Annotated in this window: 1 protein-coding gene (only partly in view); it reads right to left on the bottom strand. The window is 72.6% G+C overall.

The whole window is internal to a protein-glutamine glutaminase family protein gene (locus NE234_RS13250; protein ID WP_252779256.1) on the bottom strand: the coding sequence, 66,426 nt in all, runs 18,200 nt past the left edge and 26,675 nt past the right edge, and what appears here is coding positions 26,676-48,226 (codon 8,892, partial, through codon 16,076, partial); reading right to left, the first codon wholly in view occupies positions 21,548-21,550. Both codon boundaries (start and stop) fall beyond the window edges.

The raw sequence follows: 21,551 nt of genomic DNA, 5'->3' as shown, positions 1-21,551 counted from the left end.
CCTCGGTCGCGGTGTCCGGCACGAACTCCTGCACCTTCGGCGACGCGATGCGCAGGTCGAGGTTGATCTCGACGATGTCCGACAGCAGCCAGCCGGTCGGGTTCACCAGGTAGAAGGAGTACCCGTCCTCGGCGAGTGGGGTTCCCGGCAGGGCCTGGTCCCGGCCCTTGGCGAGCAGGTTGGCCAGCAGGGCGTAGTCCCGGCCCTTGCCCAGGATCCCCTGCAGGGCGTCGACCCCGCCCTGCATCCGCCCGATGACCCTGCGCTTGGCGTCCCAGAGCGCGGCGCCGGCCGTCAGCAGGCCGGGGGCGACCTTGTCGACCTGTTCCCGGACGATCTGGTAGGTCGACTTGCCGTTCGCGAAGCGGTAGCTCTGGACGCCGTGGAAGCCGAGACCGGGATCCTCCCGCTCCAGGTACTCCGGCAGCTCGATCTCCTCGAACGGGATCGGCGGGTCCCCCAGCTCCTGCTTGAAGGTCTCCTTGAACCACTTCCGCAGGTCACCGTCCCGTACGGGCGAGGCCCCCTGGGTGTGCAGGAAGGCCACCGCCCGGACCAGTTCGTCGCCGTCCACCCCCGGCAGCGTCCTCGGGGGGCGAGACCCGTCGGCCGTCCAGCGCCGCAGGATCCCCACGGCCACGTCCCCGCTCAGCGCGAGGTCGCCCGCCTGCCAGTCGTTCAGCGCCTCGGCCAGGCGCTCGTCGGGCAGCGCCGGGCCGCCCTCCGCGTAGGCGACCAGGTCGTCGGGCATCGCGAAGTACGGGTCGGAGGCCCGGGGTTCGGCCAGCGCCAGGCCGAACGCCCTGGTGAAGGCGCGCCGTACGGCCGGGTCCGTCACCCGGACGCCGCCGCGGTCGTGGACCTGGGCCAGCTCGGCGGCCCGCGCGTCGACGAAGTCCAGTCGGTCCTTCGGAGGAGTCGGCCGGCCGGCCAGGTCGGTCCTCCAGCGGGTCAGCACGCCGGCGGCGACGTCACCGGGCAGCCGCAGCTCGCCCTTGCTCCACCGGGTGAGCGAGTCGGTGAGCTGGGCGTCGGACACGGGCAGGACCGTGTCGGCGTACTGGGCCAGCCCGTCCGGCTCGACCAGGATGAAGATGGTGTCGCGGCCGCCCACCTGACGCGGGGTCGGCCGGCGGTAACTCGCGGGCAGGAGCTTGCCGTGCGCCTCCTGCCGCGCCCGCACGGTGAAGTTCGCGGGCGCCAGGTAGAGGAACGCGCGTCCGACCTTGATCTGGATGAGCTCCTTGGCGGCGCCGCGGCCGAACCCTCGTGAAGTGTTCCACTGCCAGCTGCGGCTGAAGTCCCACTCGCCGGTGAGGCTCGCCTCTCCCGCGATGTCCCCGAACGCCAGGTCCAGCTGCTCCCAGCTGAAACCGTGGGAGTCCTTGTTGCTGAGCCTGTTCTCCAGCAGGAACAGGTAGATGAGGCCGAGCACGAACGGATCGGAGGTCGAACCCATGAACAGGGACGGGCCGAGGTCGCCGCGCAGGTCCAGGGCGCCGAAGACGTCGCGGAGCCACCCCGGGTCGAACGGCCCGTCGGTGGTGTACTCGCCGTTCAGGATCTCCTTGAGGTGCGCCTTGACCATGAAGAGGCCCGCGAACGCGCTCATCTCGCGGTCCGCGACTCCCGCCGGGCCGGCGAAGTCCTTCAGCATCGCGGCCGCCGTCGGCGTCAGGCCGGTCGCGTCCAGGTGGAAGATCACGGCCTGTTCGAGGGCCTCGGCCGGCGTCCACTTCTCGCGGAGCATCACCTCCCGTGGCGACAGGTCCGCCGCCGAGGGCTGTTCGGCCTCCGTGAACGGCATCAGGTACGCCGTGGCCTTCTGCCCGCGCATCGTCGGCAGGGTGACGTCGCGCCGCCCCTTGGCGATGTTCCCGGTCCGCCCGGAGTGCTGGAACTCGATGGCGGCGTGCAGGTCGTAGGTCACTCCCCACACGTCCAGCAGCCCGGGGACCTCCAGGAGTTGCGGGAGGTTGCTGAGGAAGCTCACCGAGTCGGTGGCCCCGACGGTGCGCTGGTACTCCACCCCCATGAGGGCCGTCTTCAAGAACGTGAACAGCGTCTTGAACTTGACGCCGATCGCGATCTTGCGCGTGTGGGTCGCCGACTGCCCGGCGGTGTCCATGGCCATCGGCAGGTTCGCCGTCGTGTAGGCGTCCGTCGACCGGAGGTACTCCGGTGGCTCCTCCACCCGCTCGGTGATCCAGATCGTCACCTTGGCCGAGTCGACATCGAGGTCCATGCCCGCGCCGCCGCGGCGCAGGCGCAGGGTGAACGTGTACCCGTCCTGGTGCGCCACGTCCCAGTACGAGCTCAGGCCCCACAGCGAGATCCACTTGCGGAGCTGGTCCTCGTTGTCCAGCCTGCTGAGCACCTTGTTGCCGTGCGTGTAGAAGCGCTCCCCGGCGAACGGATTGTCGTCGTCCTCCGGCAGGAAGCCGTGGGCCTTTAGCCGGGTCGCGAGCGCGTCGTACAGCGCCTCGACGGTCGACTCCTCGGGCTGCGCCCAGCCGGTGCCGATGCCCTTGCGCTTCAGCAGGTACGCCGGCGGCTGCTTGGTCTCGGGGTCCTCCGTCCGCCGCCCGGTGTCGCGCAGCGCGTCCGCGTCGTAGGGCACCGTCCCGTCCTTGGGCGGCTTCTTGAAGGCCTCCTTGTCGACCGGCAGCCCGTGCTCGAACGCCTCCGCCTCGGTGGCCCGGATGAGCGCGCGGCTGCGGACCACCGGCGTCCTCGTCCGGCTCGAGGGCGACGTCTTGGCGTCGCGGACGTGGGCGGCGGCGTAGAGGCCGAGTTGCATGTCGTTGCCGGTCGTGTGGCCCGTGGCCCTCGGCACCACCACGTTCAGGCCGACGCGGCCGCCCGAGAGCGACTCTGAGTTCGCGCTCGTGTACGGCGCCGCCACGCTGAGCCCGAGCCCGAACTCGTCGGCCTGCAGCGGCAGCGGCGCCAGGTCGAACTCGACGCTCGGCACCGTCCACTTGGTCGAGTTCGAGACGCTGTGGCCGCTGCTCATGCCGCGGATGCCGGTGCGGACGTTCTCGACGTGGACCTTGTTGCTCGTGGCGCCGACCCGGCGCGCCTGGGGGAGCCGGTCGCCGTGGAGCCGTACGACCGCCAGCACCTTCCCGCGCTTGTCGTGCAGCGTGAACGAATAGCCGCGCTTCCGGTCGTTGATGGCCTTGTCGAGGTGGGTGTTCAGATTCCACAGCTTCTGCAGCAGCTCCGCGCGGGGCACACTGCCGATCTTCAGCCGCAGCCCCTGGGAGGCCAGCACGCCGACGACCTCGTCGAACAGCTTCGGCAGGTTCGTCAGACCCGAGGCGTAGAAGTGCGGCGGCAGTTTGGTGGACTTCACTCCTGCGCCGGTCGCGGTCACCAGGTCGGCCGACGGCGCCTTCAGGTACGGCTCGGGCATCCACAGCAGCAGCTTCTCGGTGCCCGGGTCCTTGATCCGGAACGGCCGGATGTGCTCCCAGTCCTGCGCCATCCCCTCCTTCGGGTTGGCCCGGATCTTGAGCGCGATGTTCGGCGTGTAGGCCACCAGGCTCGACTCGATCCGGGCGTCCTCGACGTGGCCGCCCTCGGCGTCGGCGATGTGGCTCGTGCTGCGGTTCGACTGGTTCGCGGTGCCCGACACCCCGACGCCGACCTTGACGACCTGCAGCACGAGGTACGGCGCCGCGCCGATCCCGAACGTCAGCGACACCGCCCCCCGCGTCGCCCCGGTCTGGCCGGCGTGGGTCTCGACGTGCGCGCCGGTCGCGTAGGCGGCGTTGATCGTCTCGTAGCCGACGTTCTCACCCTCGGGCGCGGGCAGGGTCGAGGGACGGACCGCGGAGCCCGCCACGTTGTCGACGGTGTACGGATCCGTGGGGTCGAACGTCACCAGCAGCTCGACGTCCCCGAACGGCACCATCAGGCCGCTGGTGTTGGCGTCGTCACCGCTGTCGCCGAGCGTGTAGGTGAAGTTGCCGACCAGCCGCTGCACCAGCCCCGCCATGTCCCGCTCGGACGGGGCGAACCCGGCGGCGGTCAGGGCGCGGCGGACCGCGGTCAGCACCTGCCCCATGTACGGCAGGCCCACCCGCGGCACGCCGATGGACCGGGCCGCCGGATCCACCATCACCGGCCGCATCACCGCCCGCTCCGGCGGGGCGGGCGGCGTACCGTGCCCCTCGGCCGCCGTGCGGGTCAGCACGGAGTGGATCGGCGTGCTCGCGGGCTCGCCCGGCAGGTGCATCCGGAACCGCCCGACGTAGCCCCCGTCCCGCGCGGAGGACGCCGGCCCCGTGATCGGATCCTTGCCGCTGCCGATGGCGGTCAGGGTGCCCTCGGCCGGGTCGAAGCGCACGCCGCGCGGCGCGGCCAGCACCGGCCCGCCGCTCAGGTCCGCCAAGGACCCGGCGGCCTCACCGGACCCGGGCATCAGCAGGAACGGCTGTTGCCCCGCGGCGCGGGCGGCCAGCAGCCCCATCAGCGTGGCCGGGTCGATCGGCCGGTCACCGGCCATCAGCGTGCCGTTCTCCACCCGTCCCAGAACGAACACCGTCTGCGGCGGCGCCAGGTCGCCGAGCAGCGCGACCGTCGCCTCGTCGAAGGCCACGTCCCCGCGCGCCCCGGGCAGCCAGAGCGCCACCGGGCGGTCGTCCACCACGCCCACCTGCGTCTGCCCGAGCAGCTCCTCCAGGGACAGCGGCTCCGGCGCGTCGTCCTCTGACTCCTCCGACTCGGGCTCCGAGCCGCTCTCCTCATCGGTGGTGTCGCCCTGCTGGTCGGCCCACCGGACACGCCTGACGGGGGCGGGCGGCGCGACCGGCCGGTGGTCGCCGGTCACGCTCTCGACCTCGTCCTCGGAGGATTCGGAGGACTCGGAGGGGGACTCCTCCTCCGCCTCTTCCTCGGAGAGCTCCTCGACCGGGCCGCGCGCCACCGTCACCGGCATGGGGTTGCTGCTCGACGCCCCCGACATCCCGGTCACGCCCGGGATGCCTCCCGCGGCGTCCGAACCGCCGCGCAGCCGGGGCATCTTCGCCAGGTCCCCGTCGAAGGCGATCCAGTGCGCGAGGTCGTTCGCCAGACCCCGGGGGTCCGTCGGGCCGGGCGGCAACTCCGGATCGCGCAGGACCGTCTGGAGCCGGGCACGGTCCACCGGGCCGCCCCGGTAGCCGAGCGTGCGGAGGATGGCGTTGACCTCGATGACGTGGTAGTCCGACACCTCGGTCCGCTGCCGCAGGCTCCGGTACGGCGAAGACGGCTGAGCGTCACCGGCGGTGCGGGGCCGGACGACGATGAGCGTGTGCCGGCCGTTGTCCAGCGGCGCCAGGCCCACGCGGGACCGCGCCTCCCGCGGAGCGGCCGCCCCGGCCAGCAGGACGCGATACCTGACCTCGCCGGCCGAATTCCTGACCACCGACACGGCACCGGTGCGGGACGGGCCGGTGAACCAGACCCACGTCTCGGGCGGCAGGTCGTCCGGGAGCCGGTCGACCTCCTCGGCCACCCGGTCGGGGCTCTCCTCGATCGCCCGCAGGACCTCCTCTTCCGTGATCTGGTCGCGGGCCTCCGTGAGGAACCGGACCGCGGCGCCCAGCCCGGTGCGGGCGATGTCCTGGACGGTCACGGGCCGGTCCGGCGAGCCGTGGGTGAGCCAGAAGATCTCGGTGAAGTCCGCCAGCGGACCCACCGGCGTCCAGCCCTCCACCTCCGCGTCCGACGGCCCGATCCCGTGCCGGCCCCGCTCGTCCTCGAAGACGTGCGCATCGTCCGGCACGTCGCCGCGCCGCGCGGTGTCCAGGCTCACGATGGGCGGCCGGAGCGTGTCCGTGAGCTCGGCGATGCTCGCGCTCCGGTCGACGAGCCGGTTCTCGAACGCGAGGAGTGCCTGGTCGAGCGTCGGCCGCGACTGAACCTCCGTCCGCCGCGCGACCTGCCCGGCCAGGTCGGGGCCGAGGTGGTCCACGACGGAGGCCAGCGCGAGCTCGCGCACCTGGGCGAAGGACCTGGTCTGCGGCCGTGTCCCGTCCAGCCCGGCGGGCGGGGCGAGCAGCAGGCCGTCGGGGCCGAGGTCCAGGGAGGACAACCGCCCACCGCTCGGGGGCCGCACCGGGAGACCGGACACGGCCTCGAACCACCGGACCGTGCCCTGATCGGCGACCACGGTGAACCGTTCGGCCGTACCGTCCGCGTGGGTCACGACGGCGAGAGAGACCGCGCCGTCCCCGGCCGCCGTCAGCGTGTCGTGCAGCCCCTGGACCGCCTGCTCGATCGACGGGGCCTCCCGCCGCCGATACGCCAGATCCACCCGCCGCTCATCCAGGGCCGACTCCGACGCCGTGAGGAGATCCACGGCCTCCTGGACATCGGCCGCCGTCCACGGCGCCGCCTCGCCGGTTCCGGTGTCCCCGGTGGCGCGCAGGTCGGCGAGGAGGCTCTCCGTCTCCTGGATCGCGCGACGCACGTCATCCAGGCGCGGCGTCAGGTAGGCCGTCGACTCCTCGTAGCGCTCGAGCCGCGCCCGCTGCTCGGTCTGCGCGGTCTCCAGGTCCAGGATTCGCCGTTCCAGGCCGTCCACTGCGGTCCGGTCCGGGGACAGGTCCAGGATGAGCCGTGTCCGCTGCGTGTGCAGGTCGTCCAGGGCCCGCTCGAGGTCGTCGAGCTCCCGCCGGGCCCGAGTCGTCTCGGCGGCCGCCGCGGCGTGCTCGGCCTCGATCCGGGCGACGATCTCCCGCCACGCGGCGGCGGCGTGCGCGGCCCGGCCGAGCAGGCCGGGCAGCGCCTCGTGCGCCGCGCCCATCCGGTCGAGGCGCTCGGCGATCTCGGTCAGCACCGCCTGCTCGAAGGTCCGCTGGTGGTCCCAGGAGGTGCGGTACAGCTCACCGAGGATGATCGGGCCGAGCCCGTGGTCGGCGGCGACCTGCCGGGTCTCCTCGTTCCACAGTCCAGCACGTGACGCGTCGTCAGGGGTCACCGTGAGGTCGTCGAAGGTGGCCGGGTCGAAGGCGTGGATCCGGCCACTGGGATCGGCCCAGTGGCTGCGCACCGTGCCGTCCGGCTGTGTGACGTCCAGCCGGACGTGCGTGCTCAGCTCCCGGGCGACGTCACGGGCCAGGTGGACCGGGTCGAGGGCGAGCAGCGCCGCCTCCGGCGGCAGGGCGGCCGGCGCGCCGAGAGGGTTGTCCGGGCGGAGCGCGTGGACCCGGTTGACCTCGTTGATGATCGCGGTGATCTCGTCGTCGAGGGAGCCGGTCAGGCCGTCGAACAGCCGGGCGTCCGATCGGGCGCGTCGCGCGTCGTAGGCCGTGAGGGCGGACGGCGCCGGAACGGACGGGTCCGTTGCGCGCGCCGCCGCCAGGTCGTCGCGGATCGTCCGCGCGGCCCAGTCCAGGATCGCCCGGTACTGCAGCACCCGCGTGTTCGCGCCGTGGGTGAGCACGACCGGGCCACGAGCGCCGCCCTGCTCCCGAATGTGCTCCACCAGAGCGTGGTGCGCCCTGGAGGCGTCATATTTCGGCCGTGGACCGGGCTGGGGGTGGGTGGGGTCCGGGCGGTACACGGCCGCGTCGGCCAGCAGCGGGGCCAGGTCGAAACGCGGGGCGGTACCCAGCGCGGCCCAGGCCGTCGGGTCCACCCGGTCGCGCAGCGCCTGCCGGGCCTGCTGCACGTTGGCGGCCAGCTCCGCGAGCAGCTCCTCGTACTGCGCCTCGAACATCTCCACATAGACGTCGCCGGTGACCGGGTCGCTGCGGACCGGCGCGCCGACGGGCTTGGCCTTGTTGGGGCGGAGGAGGTGGTGGCGCGTCTTCTGCGCCTCCAGCCAGAACTGCCCGCGCAGGCGGACCAGCAGCGTCGAGCCGTACTCCTTCACATCCTGCTCGCGCCGGTAGTTCTCGGTACCCGCACTGTTCTGGTTCGCCGACGTGACCCGGCTGTCCCCGTGATTCACCGCCCAGGAGTGGTCCGGGCGGTGCGGCGGCGCCTCGGTGCCGGGCGGCGCGGGGGGCTGCGGGTTGATCGTGTCGGTGCCGTTGATGGCGTACTCGGCGGTGCCGCGCATCTGGTCGCTGCTGCTGTTCGCGGTCGTCCCGCTCTGGTGCTTGATGTAGCGGCCGACGCCGCTGCCGTCCACCATCCGCATGACGACCTGCGCGTCGAACAGCTCCGCCCGCAGCGTCACCTGCGCGCGGAGGTCGGAGTCGCCGGCCCGGAACAGGTCGGGAGGCAGCCGGTACCCGTCGGTGCCGATGGCCTCGAGCAGGTGGTTGATCAGATGCGACCGCGACAGCAGGAACGGCAGCGACTGGAAGGACCGTACGCCGGGGTCGCCGGCCTCGGCCCCGAGCGCCTTCTCATACCAGCGCGGCCCCAGCAGTTCGTCCAGCAGGGCCTGGGCGGCGGGCAGCAGGCCGTCCGCCGTCACGCCGACGACGGCCAGGTTGCGGTTCAGCTTGGGCAGCGGGAGGAGGTTCCGCATCTGCTCCGGGCCGTGCAGTGCTCCCGCCTCCGCGAGGGCGTGCGGGATCTGCAGGTCCAGTAGTCCGTCGACGGTCGTCCGGGAGGTCGCGCCATGGTTCGTCCACGTGTCGAACCGGCTGATGAGCAGGTTGTTCAGGGGACGGCCGGCCATGTCGAGCCGGTCGACCTCCACGATCAGCCGCATGGGGATCCGCACGGCGTAGTGGTTCGCCCAGTCGTAGCCGGTCATCTCGCTGACCGCGTTCTCCGCCCGGGTCGTGCCGCGGTGGTGCCCTTCGCCCGTCTTGATGTCGACCGGGCCGCTGGCGTTGGTGCCGCCGGCCGTGAACTTCGGCAGGACGAGGGCCTGCGACCCGTCCCGGGATTTCGACTGGGCGGTGCCGGTGTAGTTGTGCCAGTAATTCGCGAGGCCCGTGTTCCACCGGTAGTCGTACACCTCCGGCACGCCGATGCGCTCGGCCCGCAACCGAACCCTGAGGACGTCGGTCAGCAGTGGGCCGACGGGGTTGGCCAGGTAGAAGGTGAAGCCGTTCCGAGAGGGGAGTTCCTCCCAGAGCATCTGGTCGCGGCCTTCGGCCAGGATCGACTGGAGCAGGTCCGTGCCGCCCTGCATACGGCCGATCCGGCGGCCCTTGCCGTCCCAGAGGAGCGGGTCGGTCCCCAGCAGACCCGGAGCGGCCGACTCGATCTGCTGCCGGACGATCTGTTCCGTCGTACGGCCGTCGTCGTGCGTCCAGCGGTGGACGCCGTGGTGGCCGAGGAAGGAGCCGCCCGGGTCGGTCCTGGTGAGGTACTCCGGCAGCGTCATCTGGTCGAAGGGCAGGCGCGGGTGCGACAGCTTCTGGCGGAAGGTCGCGTTGAACCGGTCGCGAATCGCCAGGTCCATGATCGGCACCGCGCCGACCGTGTGCAGCTCGGCCAGGACGCCCACGAGCGGCGCCCGGCGCACCGGCAGCCCGGTGGGCGGTTCGGGGACCTCGGCGTGCCAGCGCATCAGCAGCCGCGCGACCACATCACCGCTGAGCCGCAGGTCGCCGTCGAGCCAGCTCCGCATCACCTCGCCCAGCCGCCGGTCGGACAGCGGCGCTCGGTCCTCGGCGTACGCGACGACGTCGTCCGGCATATCGGGCACGGCGAACGGGTCGTGGGGGGCGCCGAGCGTCCGTCCGAAGGCGGTGTTGAACCGATCCCGGACCTTCTCGTCCAGAATCGGGGCCGCGCCCATCTCGTGCAGGCGGATGAGCGTGCGGATGAGTTTGCTGCGCTGGACCCTCGGGGCGTCCTTCGGGAGGACCGGCCGTTCGCTGGTCCAGCGCATCAGGATCTTCGCCGCGAGGTCCCCGCTGAGCTTCAGCCTCCCGATGTGCCAGCGGAGCATGGCGTCCCGGAGTTGGCCGTCGGAGATCGGCAGGTGACCGTCGGCGTACTGCGCCAGGGCCTCCGGCTCGGGCAGCGCGAACTCCACCATGCGGGGTCCGACCGTCTGGGTGTGCTGCGCACTGCTGCTCGGCAGCAGCTTGGCGTGCTTCTCCAGCCGGCTCCGTACATCGAAGGACACCGTGCTGCGGAAGAAGTACACCCGGTTGAAATCGAGCTGCAGGAGCTCCTTGCCGCCCGTGCGGCCGCTGGTGCGCGACCGGTTGAACTGCCAGTGCCGGTTGAGATCGCTCTCCCCGGTCAGGTGCGCGGGCCCGGCGTCCCCGCCGAGCGCGACGTCGAGCTGATCCCAGGTCCAGCCGTGAGAGCTCGTGTCGGTGGCACGGCCCTCCATCAGCTGGAGCTTGATGATGCCGGTGACCGCCTTGTGCGCGCTGGCGCCCGCGAAGGTGCTGTGGCCCAGGTGGCCGCGGATGTCGATCGCACCGAGCCGGTCACGGGTCAGACGCGACTCGAAGGCGTTCTCGGTGGTGTACTGACCGCCGAGGATCTCCTTGAAGTACGACCGCATGGAGTCCGTGCCGGCGAAGGTATCCCGCAGTGAGGACGCCGTCCCGGCCGGGTCGGTCAGGTGGCCGAGCGCCTGCACCGCGCCACGGACACCGGTGGTGTCGAGGAACGTGACGACGCCCTGCTCGAGCGCGCTCGCCGGTGTCGGGCGGCTCGAGGTGGGACCTTCCTTCTCGGTGATCGGCAGCGTGAAGACGCGGGCGGTCTCGCCGAGGAGCAGTACGGGCGGCGGGTTGCGCCGGCCCGCGAGAACCCGGCCCTGCCGACCCGAGTGCTGGAGCTCGAACTTGATCTCCAGGTCCCGCGACACCTCGAACTCGTGCGTGGGCCCGTCGAACTCCATCAGCTGCGGCAGGTTCGTCAGAACGCTCAGCGCGTCGCTCGCCCCGGCACTCCGCTGGTACTCCAGCCCCATGACGGCGCTCTTGAGCACCTGGTAGAGGCCGCGCACCTTGACACCCAGGGCGAGCTTGCGCGAGTGGGAGACGGACATGCCGGCGCTGCTCATGCCCATCACCAGATTGACGATCCGGTAGTCCTCCGCGGCGCCGAGGTAGCGCGGCGCGGTGCCGTTCGCCCGGGCGGTGATGGTGATCCTCATGGAGTCGATGTCCCAGTCGACTCCCAGGCCGCCACGCCGCTTCTTCAGCGTGAAGACCATGCCGTCCTGATGGATCTGGTCGAAGTGCGAGCTCAAGCCCCGGTCGGAGGCGAACTTCTCGATCTGCCGCCGGATGTCGGCCAGACTGTCGAGCTTGTTCCCGTGCCCGAACCGGGAGTAGTCCGCGAACGGATGGTCGTCCCGGGCGGGCAGGAACCCGTACTGCCGCGCCGTCGTCTTGACCGCGTCCTGCACCCGCCGGATCGTGTCGTCGGACCAGAAGGGCAGGCCCGTGCCGAGCCCCTTGCCCTGCGCGAGCGCCGGCGGCGGCGCCGGATGCTTTGCCGGGTCCGCCGGCATCTCCTGCCTGCCGAGCCGGCGGATGTCGCCCTCGGCGTACGGCCGGGTGCCGCCGGTCTGCGCGCCCTTCAGGGCCTCCGCGTCCACCGGCAGGCCGTGCTCGTACGCCATCGGCTCCGGAATCCGGAGGACCGCCTCGCTGTCGATCGCGGGAGTGGTCGCGCTCTGGGCGCTGCCGCGGACGCTGACCGTGACCCGGTGCCGGAACTTCATCGCGTACGCGCCGGTGTAACCGACGTAGCGCGGCACCACGACGTACAGCCCGACCTTGCCCGCCGAGATGGAGTCGGTGTTCGACGACGTGTACGACAGGTTGAACGACACGCCCATGCCGGCGTCGTGGTTGTGGAACGGCTGCAGGCCGAAGTCGACGCTGGGCAGTGTCAGGGTGCTGGTGTTGCTGATGCTGTGGCCGCCGCTGGAGCCGGCGATGAGGGTCCGGACGTTCTCGACGTTGGAGTCCTTGCTGGTGGTGCCGACCCGCTCCGTGCCGTCCAGGATCTCGATCCGGTCCGACACCGTGGCCACTGGGCGCCCGTACTCGTTGTGCAGGTCGAACTGATACCCGGTGTCGGCGTTGTTGACGGCCGCGTCCAGGTGCATGTTCACCTGCCACAGCTTCTGGAGCAGCTCCTTGTGGAGCTGGCTGCCCACCGAGATCTCCAGTCCGCGCCGCCGCAGCTGCGTGACCGTCGCGTCGAAGACCTTGGGCAGGTTCGACAGACCGGCCGCGAAGAAGAACGCCGGCAGCCTCCCCGCCTTGACGCCGTCACCGACCGCGGTGACCTGGGCCGGGGCGGTCCCGAGGTAGTTATCGGGGAACCAGAGAAGCAGTTTCTCGTCGGTCGGGTCGTCGATCCGGTGCACGGGAAGGGTGTCCCAGTCCCCGCCGGACCCCTTGCGGACCTGGAACGACCAGTGCCCGGTGTAGGCGAGCAGCGTGTGTCCGCCGCCGGCGACCTCGACGTGACCGCCCTCGGCGTCGGCGATGTGGGTCAGCGACCGGTTCGACTGGTTCGCGGTCCCGGACAGCGACGCGCCGATCCTGACGACCTGGAGGGCGAAGGGCGTCGCGCCGATGCCGAAGGACAGCGAGATCGCCCCGCGCGTCGCACCGGTCTGCCCGGAGACGCTCTGGGTGTGCGCGCCGGTCGCGAACACCGAGTTCACCGTGCCGCCGGCCGAATGCTCACCCTCGACCGGCGGCAGATCCGACACCGTCCGCGTCGAACCGCCCGGGTTCTCCACCTTCTGCGGGTCGGTCGCCTCCAGCCGGACCAGCACCTCGGCGTCGCCCATCGGCACCTGCAGGCCACCGGCCACGTGCGGGTAGTTGGCCAGCAGCCGCTGCGGGAGGAGGTCGACGTCCTCCTGCGTGTAGTGCGCTCCGATCCGGTCCAGCTCCTGCCGGATGCGGGCGACGACCGTCATGATCTGCGGCAGGTCCTCGCGCGGGATACCGAGCCGGGCGATCGCCGGATGCACGTCGACCGGTGTCAGCTCCGGCGCCGCCGACGGCTCCGGCGGCGTCACGGGCGCGCCCGGAGGCGTGGGCGGCGTCTCCGGCTCGGTCTCCGTGTTACTCGGATGGAACGGCAGGGGATCCCGCTCAGCGGGGGGCACCGTCGCGCGCTCCCCCGGCGTGAGCAGGCCCGGGGTGACCGGCAGGCCCTCCCGGTCCCCCGGCATGAACATCCGGAACCACGCGTCCTGGCCGGGTTCCTCCGTCGCGTCGGCCCCGGAGGTACGCGAGACCAGGTCACCGGTCCGCCGGTCGAACACCGCGTCGTACGGGGTGGCGACCACCGGCGCGTTCATCACCCGTGCCACGGGCTCGGCGACGCTCGCGCCGTTGGTCATCGCCAGCAGCGGATGCAGGCCGGGCGCCAGTTTCTCGATGGTCCTGGCCATCGCGTACGCCTGGGTCCCCCGCTCGCGGACCGGAACCAGGCCGTCCTGCGCGTCGCCGATGACGAGGACCATCCCCTCGGGGACGACCTCGCTCAGGAGCGCGAGCGTCTCGGCGTCCTGCGGCACGGCGGGCTCGCCTCGGCCGGGCAGCCACAGCGCCACGATCCGGCCACCGGCCTGACCCCACCGGGTGTTCGCGAACATCGTGGCGGCCGCCTGCTCGCGCAGGACGAGGTCGCGCGCGAGGTCCTCGCCGGCGGTGTGACCGGAACGGGCGATCTCGGCGGCGATCAGCTCCCGCCAGGCCCGCGGTGCCCGTTCCAGGGACGACCCGCCGAGCACCGACCGTACGATGGCGTCGGTCTCCCGCCGGAGCTGCTCCTGCCGGACGTCGGACAGCAGGCCGAGCGTCGCGTGGGCCCGGCTCGGATCGAACCGGGCGGCGTCCGTGTTCTCGTCGAGGAGGCGGGACTCCGGGAGGCGCGGCCGGCCGAGGATGTCGGCCGCCAGGCCGGCGGCGGCCCGGTGACCGGCCCAGGCGATCTCCGACTCCGTCACCAGGAGGACGCGCTGGAGTCCCGGCGCATCGATCCGCTCGTCGTTCGGGGCGAGCCCGGTGAGCGCCCGGACGATGTCCCGCGCCTCCTGGCGGATCTGCGCGTAGTCGGCGTCGGGGTTGTTGCGCAGCATGCCGACCGTGGTCCGGGCGGCGTTCTCCCGTGCCTCGTCGATGAGGACCCGCGGCACGAGCGGCTCGTCGAGGTCGTGCATCAGGTCCCGCGCGAGCGCCTCGCCGGCGTCCGCGCCCGAACGGGCGATCTCGGCCGCCACCAGCAGCCCCGCCTGATCGACCCGCGACACCTCCCCGCCGGGGTCCTCCACCGACGGGACCCGGCCGCTCAGATCGCCCACGAATGTCGCGGCCTGGCTCATCACCTCGGCGCGGCGCTGCTCCGGCAGCCCGGCCAGGACCTGCCGTGCGCGGCCGAGCGGGGTCGAGGGCACGATCTCCCCGTCGACCAGCGCCTGCCGGGTGCGCGCACGCTGCGCGGCGACCAGGTTCCGGGCGAGGTCCTCACCTGCCTCCGGGCCCGAACGGGCGATCTCGGCCGCGACGCGCAACCCGGCCCAGTCCGCCCACACCACCCGGCCGCCGGGGTCCCGGAGGGAGGGCACCCGGCCGCTGAGATCGCCGACGAACAGGGCGGCCTGTTCCATGACCTCGGCGCGCCGCTCCTCGGTCAGCCCCGCCAGGACCTCGCGGGCCCGGCCGAGCGCGGTCGTCGGCGTGGACGGAGTGACGGACTCGGGGGATACCGGGGTGGTCGCGGTCTCCCGGCTCACGTCCGGAGCCGGGGCGGGAGCGGTGGTCGTTCGCCCGTGCGCGGTCTCTTCGGCCGCCGGAACGATGACCGGCGTCTCGGGCTCGTTCCTCGTCTGCTCGGTCGCCGGGACGGTGACCGCCGATCCGGGTTCGTCCGTGACCTGCCCGGTCGTGGTGACCGTGGCCGTCGCGGGATCTTCCGTCGTCCGCCCGGTCTCCGGGAGGGCCGCCGGGGCCGACGGCTCCTCCGTGGTGCGCTGTGGCGCGGGCGGCCGCTCGGTCACGGAGGCGTCCGGCTCCGTCTCCAGCGGGGACGCCGGCCGTGCCGGCTGCTGGAGCATCGTGACGGTGCCGTCGCCGGAACGGGTCTCCAGCAGTCCGTCGGTGCCGCCCCTGCCCGACGGCCCGCGGCCGCCCTCCTCGGTCCGTGTGTCGGTGACCTCTCCGAGGGTGACGATCCGAGGCCTGGAAGGAAGCACGCGGGGCCGGACCGTCGACGGCCCGCGTTCCGCCCGCAACCGCTGGGACTCGGCGCGAATGCCGTTGTCCAGGCCCGGAATGCCCGCGCCCCTGCCGTCACCCGCGCCCAGCACGTGACCGGAGCCCGCGAACGGGCCCCGCGGCGCCTGGGGCGACCGGGTGATCAGCGGGTCGGTGAAGATCCTGGCCAGGCCCGTAAGGGCATCATCGTCGTCGTCACCGCCGAGTCTGCGGCCGGGCGAGGAGAACGCGCCGGGCCTCGCAGCCTGCTCCGGCCCGTACAGGTCGGCGAACGTCATCGCGTTGCCGGCCCCGTACCCCCGTCGGCCCCCCGCCGCCGGGCGTGGGGTTTCTTCGGACGGCTCATCCGCACGTGCCGAAACGACGACCTGCCCCGTGCCCAGCCGGTATCCACGAGCGGCGAGTGGGTCTCTCGGCCGGGCCGCCGGCGAGGTCTCAGGAGAGGCGGTGAGCGTGTCCCGGTGTGCGAGCGCCCACGCCGCACGAGCCCCCCTCCCGAAGCCGGGAATCCCCGTGCCTCCGCCCTGGCCCAGCCGGCGTCCGGCGAACCGGGGCTCACCGGACTCGTCGGTCCAGCTCAGCAGCGTTTCCCGGCCCGCGTCCACGGGGACGGGGGGCTGCCCGGAATTACTGCTACCGGCCCCGCCGACCGGCCCCTCGGACACCGAGGCGAAGCCGGCCGGTATCCCGTACCCTCCGACGTCGCCGAACGATCCCAGGCCACCGGGCGCCGCCGCGTTGCCGGACATCCCACCTCGCAGCCGGATGGGCCTGCCGATGCGGAGGATCTCCTCCAGCGTCTCTCCACCGGCCAGCTGTCCGGCCCAGTAGATCTGCGCGATGGTCTCGCCGGTCTGCCGCAGCGTGAGCTTGCCCCGAGGGTTCAGCTGCTGGTGCAGCTCAGGTAGCTGCCGCCGCAGCTCGGCCGCGTCCTCCGCATCGATCTGCGCACGAAGCTCCGTGAGCTCGTGCAGAACGTCCGTCCACAGCGCCTGCTCGTCGAACTGGTCGAGCCACGACGTTTCCCCATCCTGCGGCTCGGCCTGGGGGAAGGCCGACACTCGCCGAACGGCTTGCGCGTGCGCCGAAGCGTCCTCCGGAATCCACGGCGCGGCGTAGCCGTGGTCGCCGGTCATTCCAGGGATGCCTCCCGCGGCGTCCGAGCCGCCGCGCAGCCGGGGCATCTTCGCCAGGTCCCCGTCGAAGGCGATCCAGTGCGCGAGGTCGTTCGCCAGGCCCCTCGGGTCCGTGGGACCGGGCGGCAGCTCGGGATCGCGCAGCGCCTCCTCGACCCGGGCACGGTCCACCGGGCCGCCCCGGTAACCGAGGGTCCGGAGGACCGCGTTGACCTCGATGACGTGGTAGTCCGACACCTCGGTCCGCTGCCGCAGACTCCGGTACGGCGCCGGAGGCCGGGCGTCGCCGTCGGTGCGAGGCCGGGAGACGATGAGCGTGTGCCGGCCGTCGTCGAGCGGCGCCAGGCCGACACGGGAACGCGCCTCGCGTGGGGCTTCCGAGCCGGCCAGCAGGACGCGGTACCTGGTCTCGCCCGCCGCGTTCTCGACCACCGCCACCGCCCCCATACGGGCCGGGCCGATGAACCAGATCCACGTCCCGGGCGGCAGATCGTCCGGGAGCCGGTCGACCTCCTCGGCCACCCGGTCGGGACGTTCCTCGAGCGCCCGCAGGACGTCGTGCTCCAGGGTCCGGACGCCGAACCCCGACTGGAACCGCACCACCGCGCCCAGCCCGGAGCGCGCGACGTCCTGAACGGTCAGGGCCCGGTCCGGCGCGCCGTTGGTGAGCCAGAAGATCGGCAAGAAGCCCGCGAGCGGGCCCATCCGCGTCCAGCCCGGGACCTCCGCGTCGGCCGGCCCGACCCCGTGGTGGCCCTGCTCGTTCCGGTAGACGTGCGCGTCGTCCGGTACGTCACCGCGCCGCGCGGTGTCCAGGCTCACGATGGGCGGCCGGGGCGTGTCCGTGAGCTCGGCGATGCGCGCGCTCCGGTCGACGAGCCGGTTCTCGAACGCGAGGAGGGCCTGGTCGAGCGTGGGCCGTGACCGGGCCTCTGTGCGCCGCGCGACCTGCCCGGCCAGGTCGGCGCCGAGGTGGTCCACGACGGAGGCGAGCGCGAGGTCGCGTACCGAGGTGAAGGACCTGACCGGGGGCCGCGTCCCGTCCAGCCCGGCGGGCGGGGCGAGCAGCAGGCCGTCCCGGCCGAGGTCCAGGGAGTACAGGCGCCCGGCGTTCTCCGGGGGTTGCACCGGCAGCCCGGACACGGCCTCGAACCACCGGATCTCGCCCTCGTCGGCGACCACGGTGAACCGTTCGGCGGTGCCGTCCGCGCGGGTGACGACGGCCAGGGCGACCGCGCCGTCCCCGGCCGCCGACAGCGTGTCGCGCAGTCCCTGGACCGCCTGCTCGATCGACGGCGCCGGCCTCTCCCGGTACGCCAGGTTCACCCGCCGCCGGTCCAGGGCGGACTCCGACGCGGTGAGGCGGTCCACGGCCTCCTGTACCTCGTCCGCCGTCCAGCGCGCCGCGTCACCGGTCCCGGTGTCCCGCCCGCTGACCCGAAGGTCGGCGAGGACCTCCTCTGTCTCCTGCAGCCCGTGACGCGCGTCTGCCAGGAGCGACGTCAGGTAGGCCGTCGACTCCTCGTGCAGCTCCAGCAGCTCCTGCTGCTCGGTCTGCCGGGCCTCCAGGTCCACGATCCGGTTCCGCAGGTCGTTCAGCGCGGTCCGGTCCGGGGACAGGTCCAGGATGAGCCGCGTCCGCCGCGTGTACAGGTCGTCGAGGGCGCGCCGGAGGTCGTCGAGCTCTCGCTGGGCCCGGGTCGTCTCCGCGGCGGCCGCGGCGTGCTCCGCCTCGATCCGGGCGACGATGCCCCGCCATGAGGCGGCGGCCTGGACGGTCCGGCCGAACAGGCCGGGCAGCGCCTCGTGCGCCGCCCCCATCCGGTCGAGGCGCTCGCCGGCCTCGGCCAGCACGGCCTGCTCGAAGGTCCGCTGCTGCGCCCAGGAGCTGCGGTACAGCCGGGCGAGATCGATCGGGTCGAGCCCATGGTCGGCGGCGACCTGCCGGGTCTCCTCGCTCCACAGCCCGGCGTTCGACGCCTGGTCGGCGGTCAGTGTCAGGTCGTCGAACGTGGTGGGGTCGAAGGCGTACAGCCGGCCGCTCGGGTCGGCCCAGTGGCTGCGCACCGTGCCGTCCGGCTGCGTGACGTCCAGCCGGACGTGCGTGCTCAGCTCGCGCGCGACGTCACGCGCGAGGTACACCGGGTCGAGCGCGAGCAGCGCCGCCTCCGGCGGCAGCTCGGCGGGGCCGCCGAGGGGATTGTCCGGGCGGAGCACGTGGACCCGGTTGACCTCGTTGATGATCGCGGTGATCTCGTCGTCGAGGGAGCCGGTCAGGCCGTCGAACAGCCGGGCGTCCGGCCGGGCGCGTCGCGCGTCGTAGACGCCGGGGTCGGCCGGCGACGGCAGGTACGGGTCCGCCGCGCGGGCGGCGGCCAGGTCGGCGCGGATCGTCCGCGCGGCCCAGTCGAGGATCGCCCGGTACTGCAGGATCCGTGTGTTCGCGCCGTGGGTGAGCACGAGCGGGCCGCGAGCGCCGCCCTGCTCCCGGATGTGGTTCACCAGGGCCTGGTGGGCCTGGGAGGCGGCGTACTTCGGCCGCGGTCCCGGCTGCGGGTGGGTGGGGTCCGGGCGGTACACGGCCGCGTCGGCGAGCAGCGGGGCCAGGTCGAAGCGGGGCGCGGTGCTCAGGCCGGCCCAGGCCTGCGGGTCGACGCGGTCGCGCAGCGCCTGCCGGGCCTGCTGCACGTTGGCGGCGAGTTCCGCGAGCAGCTCCTGGTACTGCGCCTCGAACATCTCCACGTAGACGTCGCCGGTGACCGGGTCGCTGCGAACCGGCGCGCCGACGGCCTTCGGCTTGTCGGGCGTGAGGAGGTGGTGGCGCATCTTCTGCGCCTCCAGCCAGAACTGCCCGCGCAGGCGGACCAGCAGCTTTGAGCCGTACTCCTTGACGTCCTGCTCGCGCCGGTAGTTCTCGGTGCCGGCGCTGTTCTGGTTGGCGGACGTGACGCGGCTGCCGCCGTGGTTCAGCGCCCACGAGTCGTCCGGGCGGTGCGGCGGCACCTGGGTGCCGGGCGGCGCAGGGGGCTGCGGGTTGATCGTGTCGGTGCCGCCGAGGCCGTAGTCGCCGGTGGCGCGCGTCAGGTCGCTGCTGTTGTTCGCGGTCGTCCCGCTCTGGTGCTTGATGTAGCGGCCGACGCCGCTGCCGTCCACCATCCGCATGACGATCTGCGCGTCGAACAGCTCCCCCCGCAGCGACATCTGCGCGCGCAGGTCGGAGTCGCCGGCCCGGAACAGGTCCGGGGGCAGCCGGTACGTGCCGCCGCCGGTGGCCTCGAGCACGTGGTTGACCAGGTGCGACCGCGACAGCAGGAACGGCAGCGACTGGAAGGACCGTACGCCGGGGTCGCCGGCCTGGGCGCCGAGCGCCTTCTCATACCAGCGCGGCCCCAGCAGCTGGTCCAGCAGCTTCCGCGCGGCGGGCAGCAGACCGTCCGCCGTCATGCCGACGACGGCCAGGTTGCGGTTGAGCTTGGGCAGCGGGAGGAGGTCGCGCAGCTGCTGCGGGCCGTTCAGCGTGCCCGCCTCGGCGAGGGCGTGCGGGAGCTGGATGTCCAGCGTTCCGTCCGCGGTGGTCCGGGAGGTCGCGCTGTGGTGCGTCCACTTGTCCAGGGCGCCGAGGAGCAGGTTGTCCAGGGGGCGGCCGGCCATGTCGAGCCGGTCGACCTCCACGATCAGCCGCTGCCGGACCCGTACGCCGTAGTGGTTCGCCCAGTCGTAGTCGGTCATCTCGCTGACCGCGTTCTCCGCCCGGGTCGTGCCGCGGTGGTGCCCTTCGCCCGTCTTGATGTCGGCCGACCCGCTGGCGTTGGTGCCGCCGGCGCTGAACTTGGGCAGGACCAGGGCCTGCGACCCGTCCCTGGATTTCGACTGGGCGGTGCCGATGTAACCGTGCGAGTAGACCGCGAGGCCGGTGTTCCACCGGTAGTCGTACACCTCCGGCATGGCGATGCGCTCGGCCCTCAGCCTGACCCTGACGACGTCCGTCAGCACCGGGCCGACGGGGTTCACGAGGTAGAAGGTGAAGCCGTTCTGGGAGGGCAGCTCCTCCCAGAGCATCTGGTCGCGTCCTTCGGCCAGGATCGACTGGAGCAGGTCCACACCGCCCTGCAGGCGGCCGATCCGGCGGCCCTTGCCGTCCCAGAGCGACGGGTCGGCGCCCAGCAGGCCCGGCGCCACCCGGTCGATCTGCTGCCGGACGATCTGCTCCGTCGTCCGGCCGTCGTCGTGCGTCCAGCGGTTGACGCCGTGGTGACCGAGGAAGAACCCGCCCGGGTCCGTCCGGGTCAGGTACTCCGGCAGCGTCATCCGGTCGAACGGAAGGCGCGGATGCGCCAGCTTCTGGCGGAACGTCGCGTTGAACGAGTCGCGGATTCCCAAATTCATGATCGGCACCGCGCCGACCGTGTGCAGCTCGGCCAGGATGCCGACGAGCGGCGCCCGGTTGATCGGCAGCCCGGCGGGCGGTTCGGGGACCTCGGCGTGCCAGCGCATCAGGAGGCCCGCGACCACGTCGCCGCTGAGCCGCAGGTTCCCGTCGAGCCAGTCCCGCATCACCTCGCCCAGCCGCCGGTCGGTCAGCGGCTCCCGGCCCTCGGCGTACGCGACGACGTCCGCGGGCATGTCGGGCACGCCGAACGGGTCGTGCGGTGCCCCGAGCGACCGCCCGAAGGAGGTGTTGAACCGATCCCGGACCTTCTCGTCCAGGATCGGGGCCGCACCCATCTCGTGCAGCCGGACGAGCGTGCGGATGAGCTTGTCGCGCTTGACCCGCGCGTCCTTCGGGAGGGTGGGCACCTCACTGTGCCAGCGCATCAGGATCTTCGCCGCGAGATCCCCGCTGAGCTTGAGCCTGCCGATGTGCCAGCGGAGCATCGCGTCCCGCAGCTGGCGGTCGGAGATCGGCAGGTGACCGTCGGCGTACTGCGCCAGCGCCTCCGGCTCGGGCAGCGCGAACTCCACCAGGTTGGGGCCCACGGTCTCGCTGTGGTGCGCTCGACCGCTGGGCAGGAACTTGGCGTGCTTCTCCAGGCGGCTGCGCACGTCGAAGGACACCGTGCTGCGGAAGAAGTACACCCGGTTGAAATCGAGCTGCAGGAGCTCCTTGCCGCCCGTGCGGCCGCTGGTGCGCGACCGGTTGAACTGCCAGTGCCGGTTGAGGTCCGTCTCCCCGGTCAGGTGGGCGGCCCCCGCGTCCCCGCCGAGCGCGACGTCGAGCTGATCCCAGGTCCACCCGTGGGAGCTCGAGCCGGTGGCACGGCCCTCCATCAGCTGGAGCTTGATGATGCCGGTGACC

Source organism: Actinoallomurus rhizosphaericola, assembly GCF_024055675.1.
GTDB classification, from domain to species: Bacteria; Actinomycetota; Actinomycetes; order Streptosporangiales; family Streptosporangiaceae; genus Actinoallomurus; species Actinoallomurus soli.
Note: the sequence above shows the minus strand (reverse complement) of the source record. Positions and strands in the feature narration are given on the sequence as shown.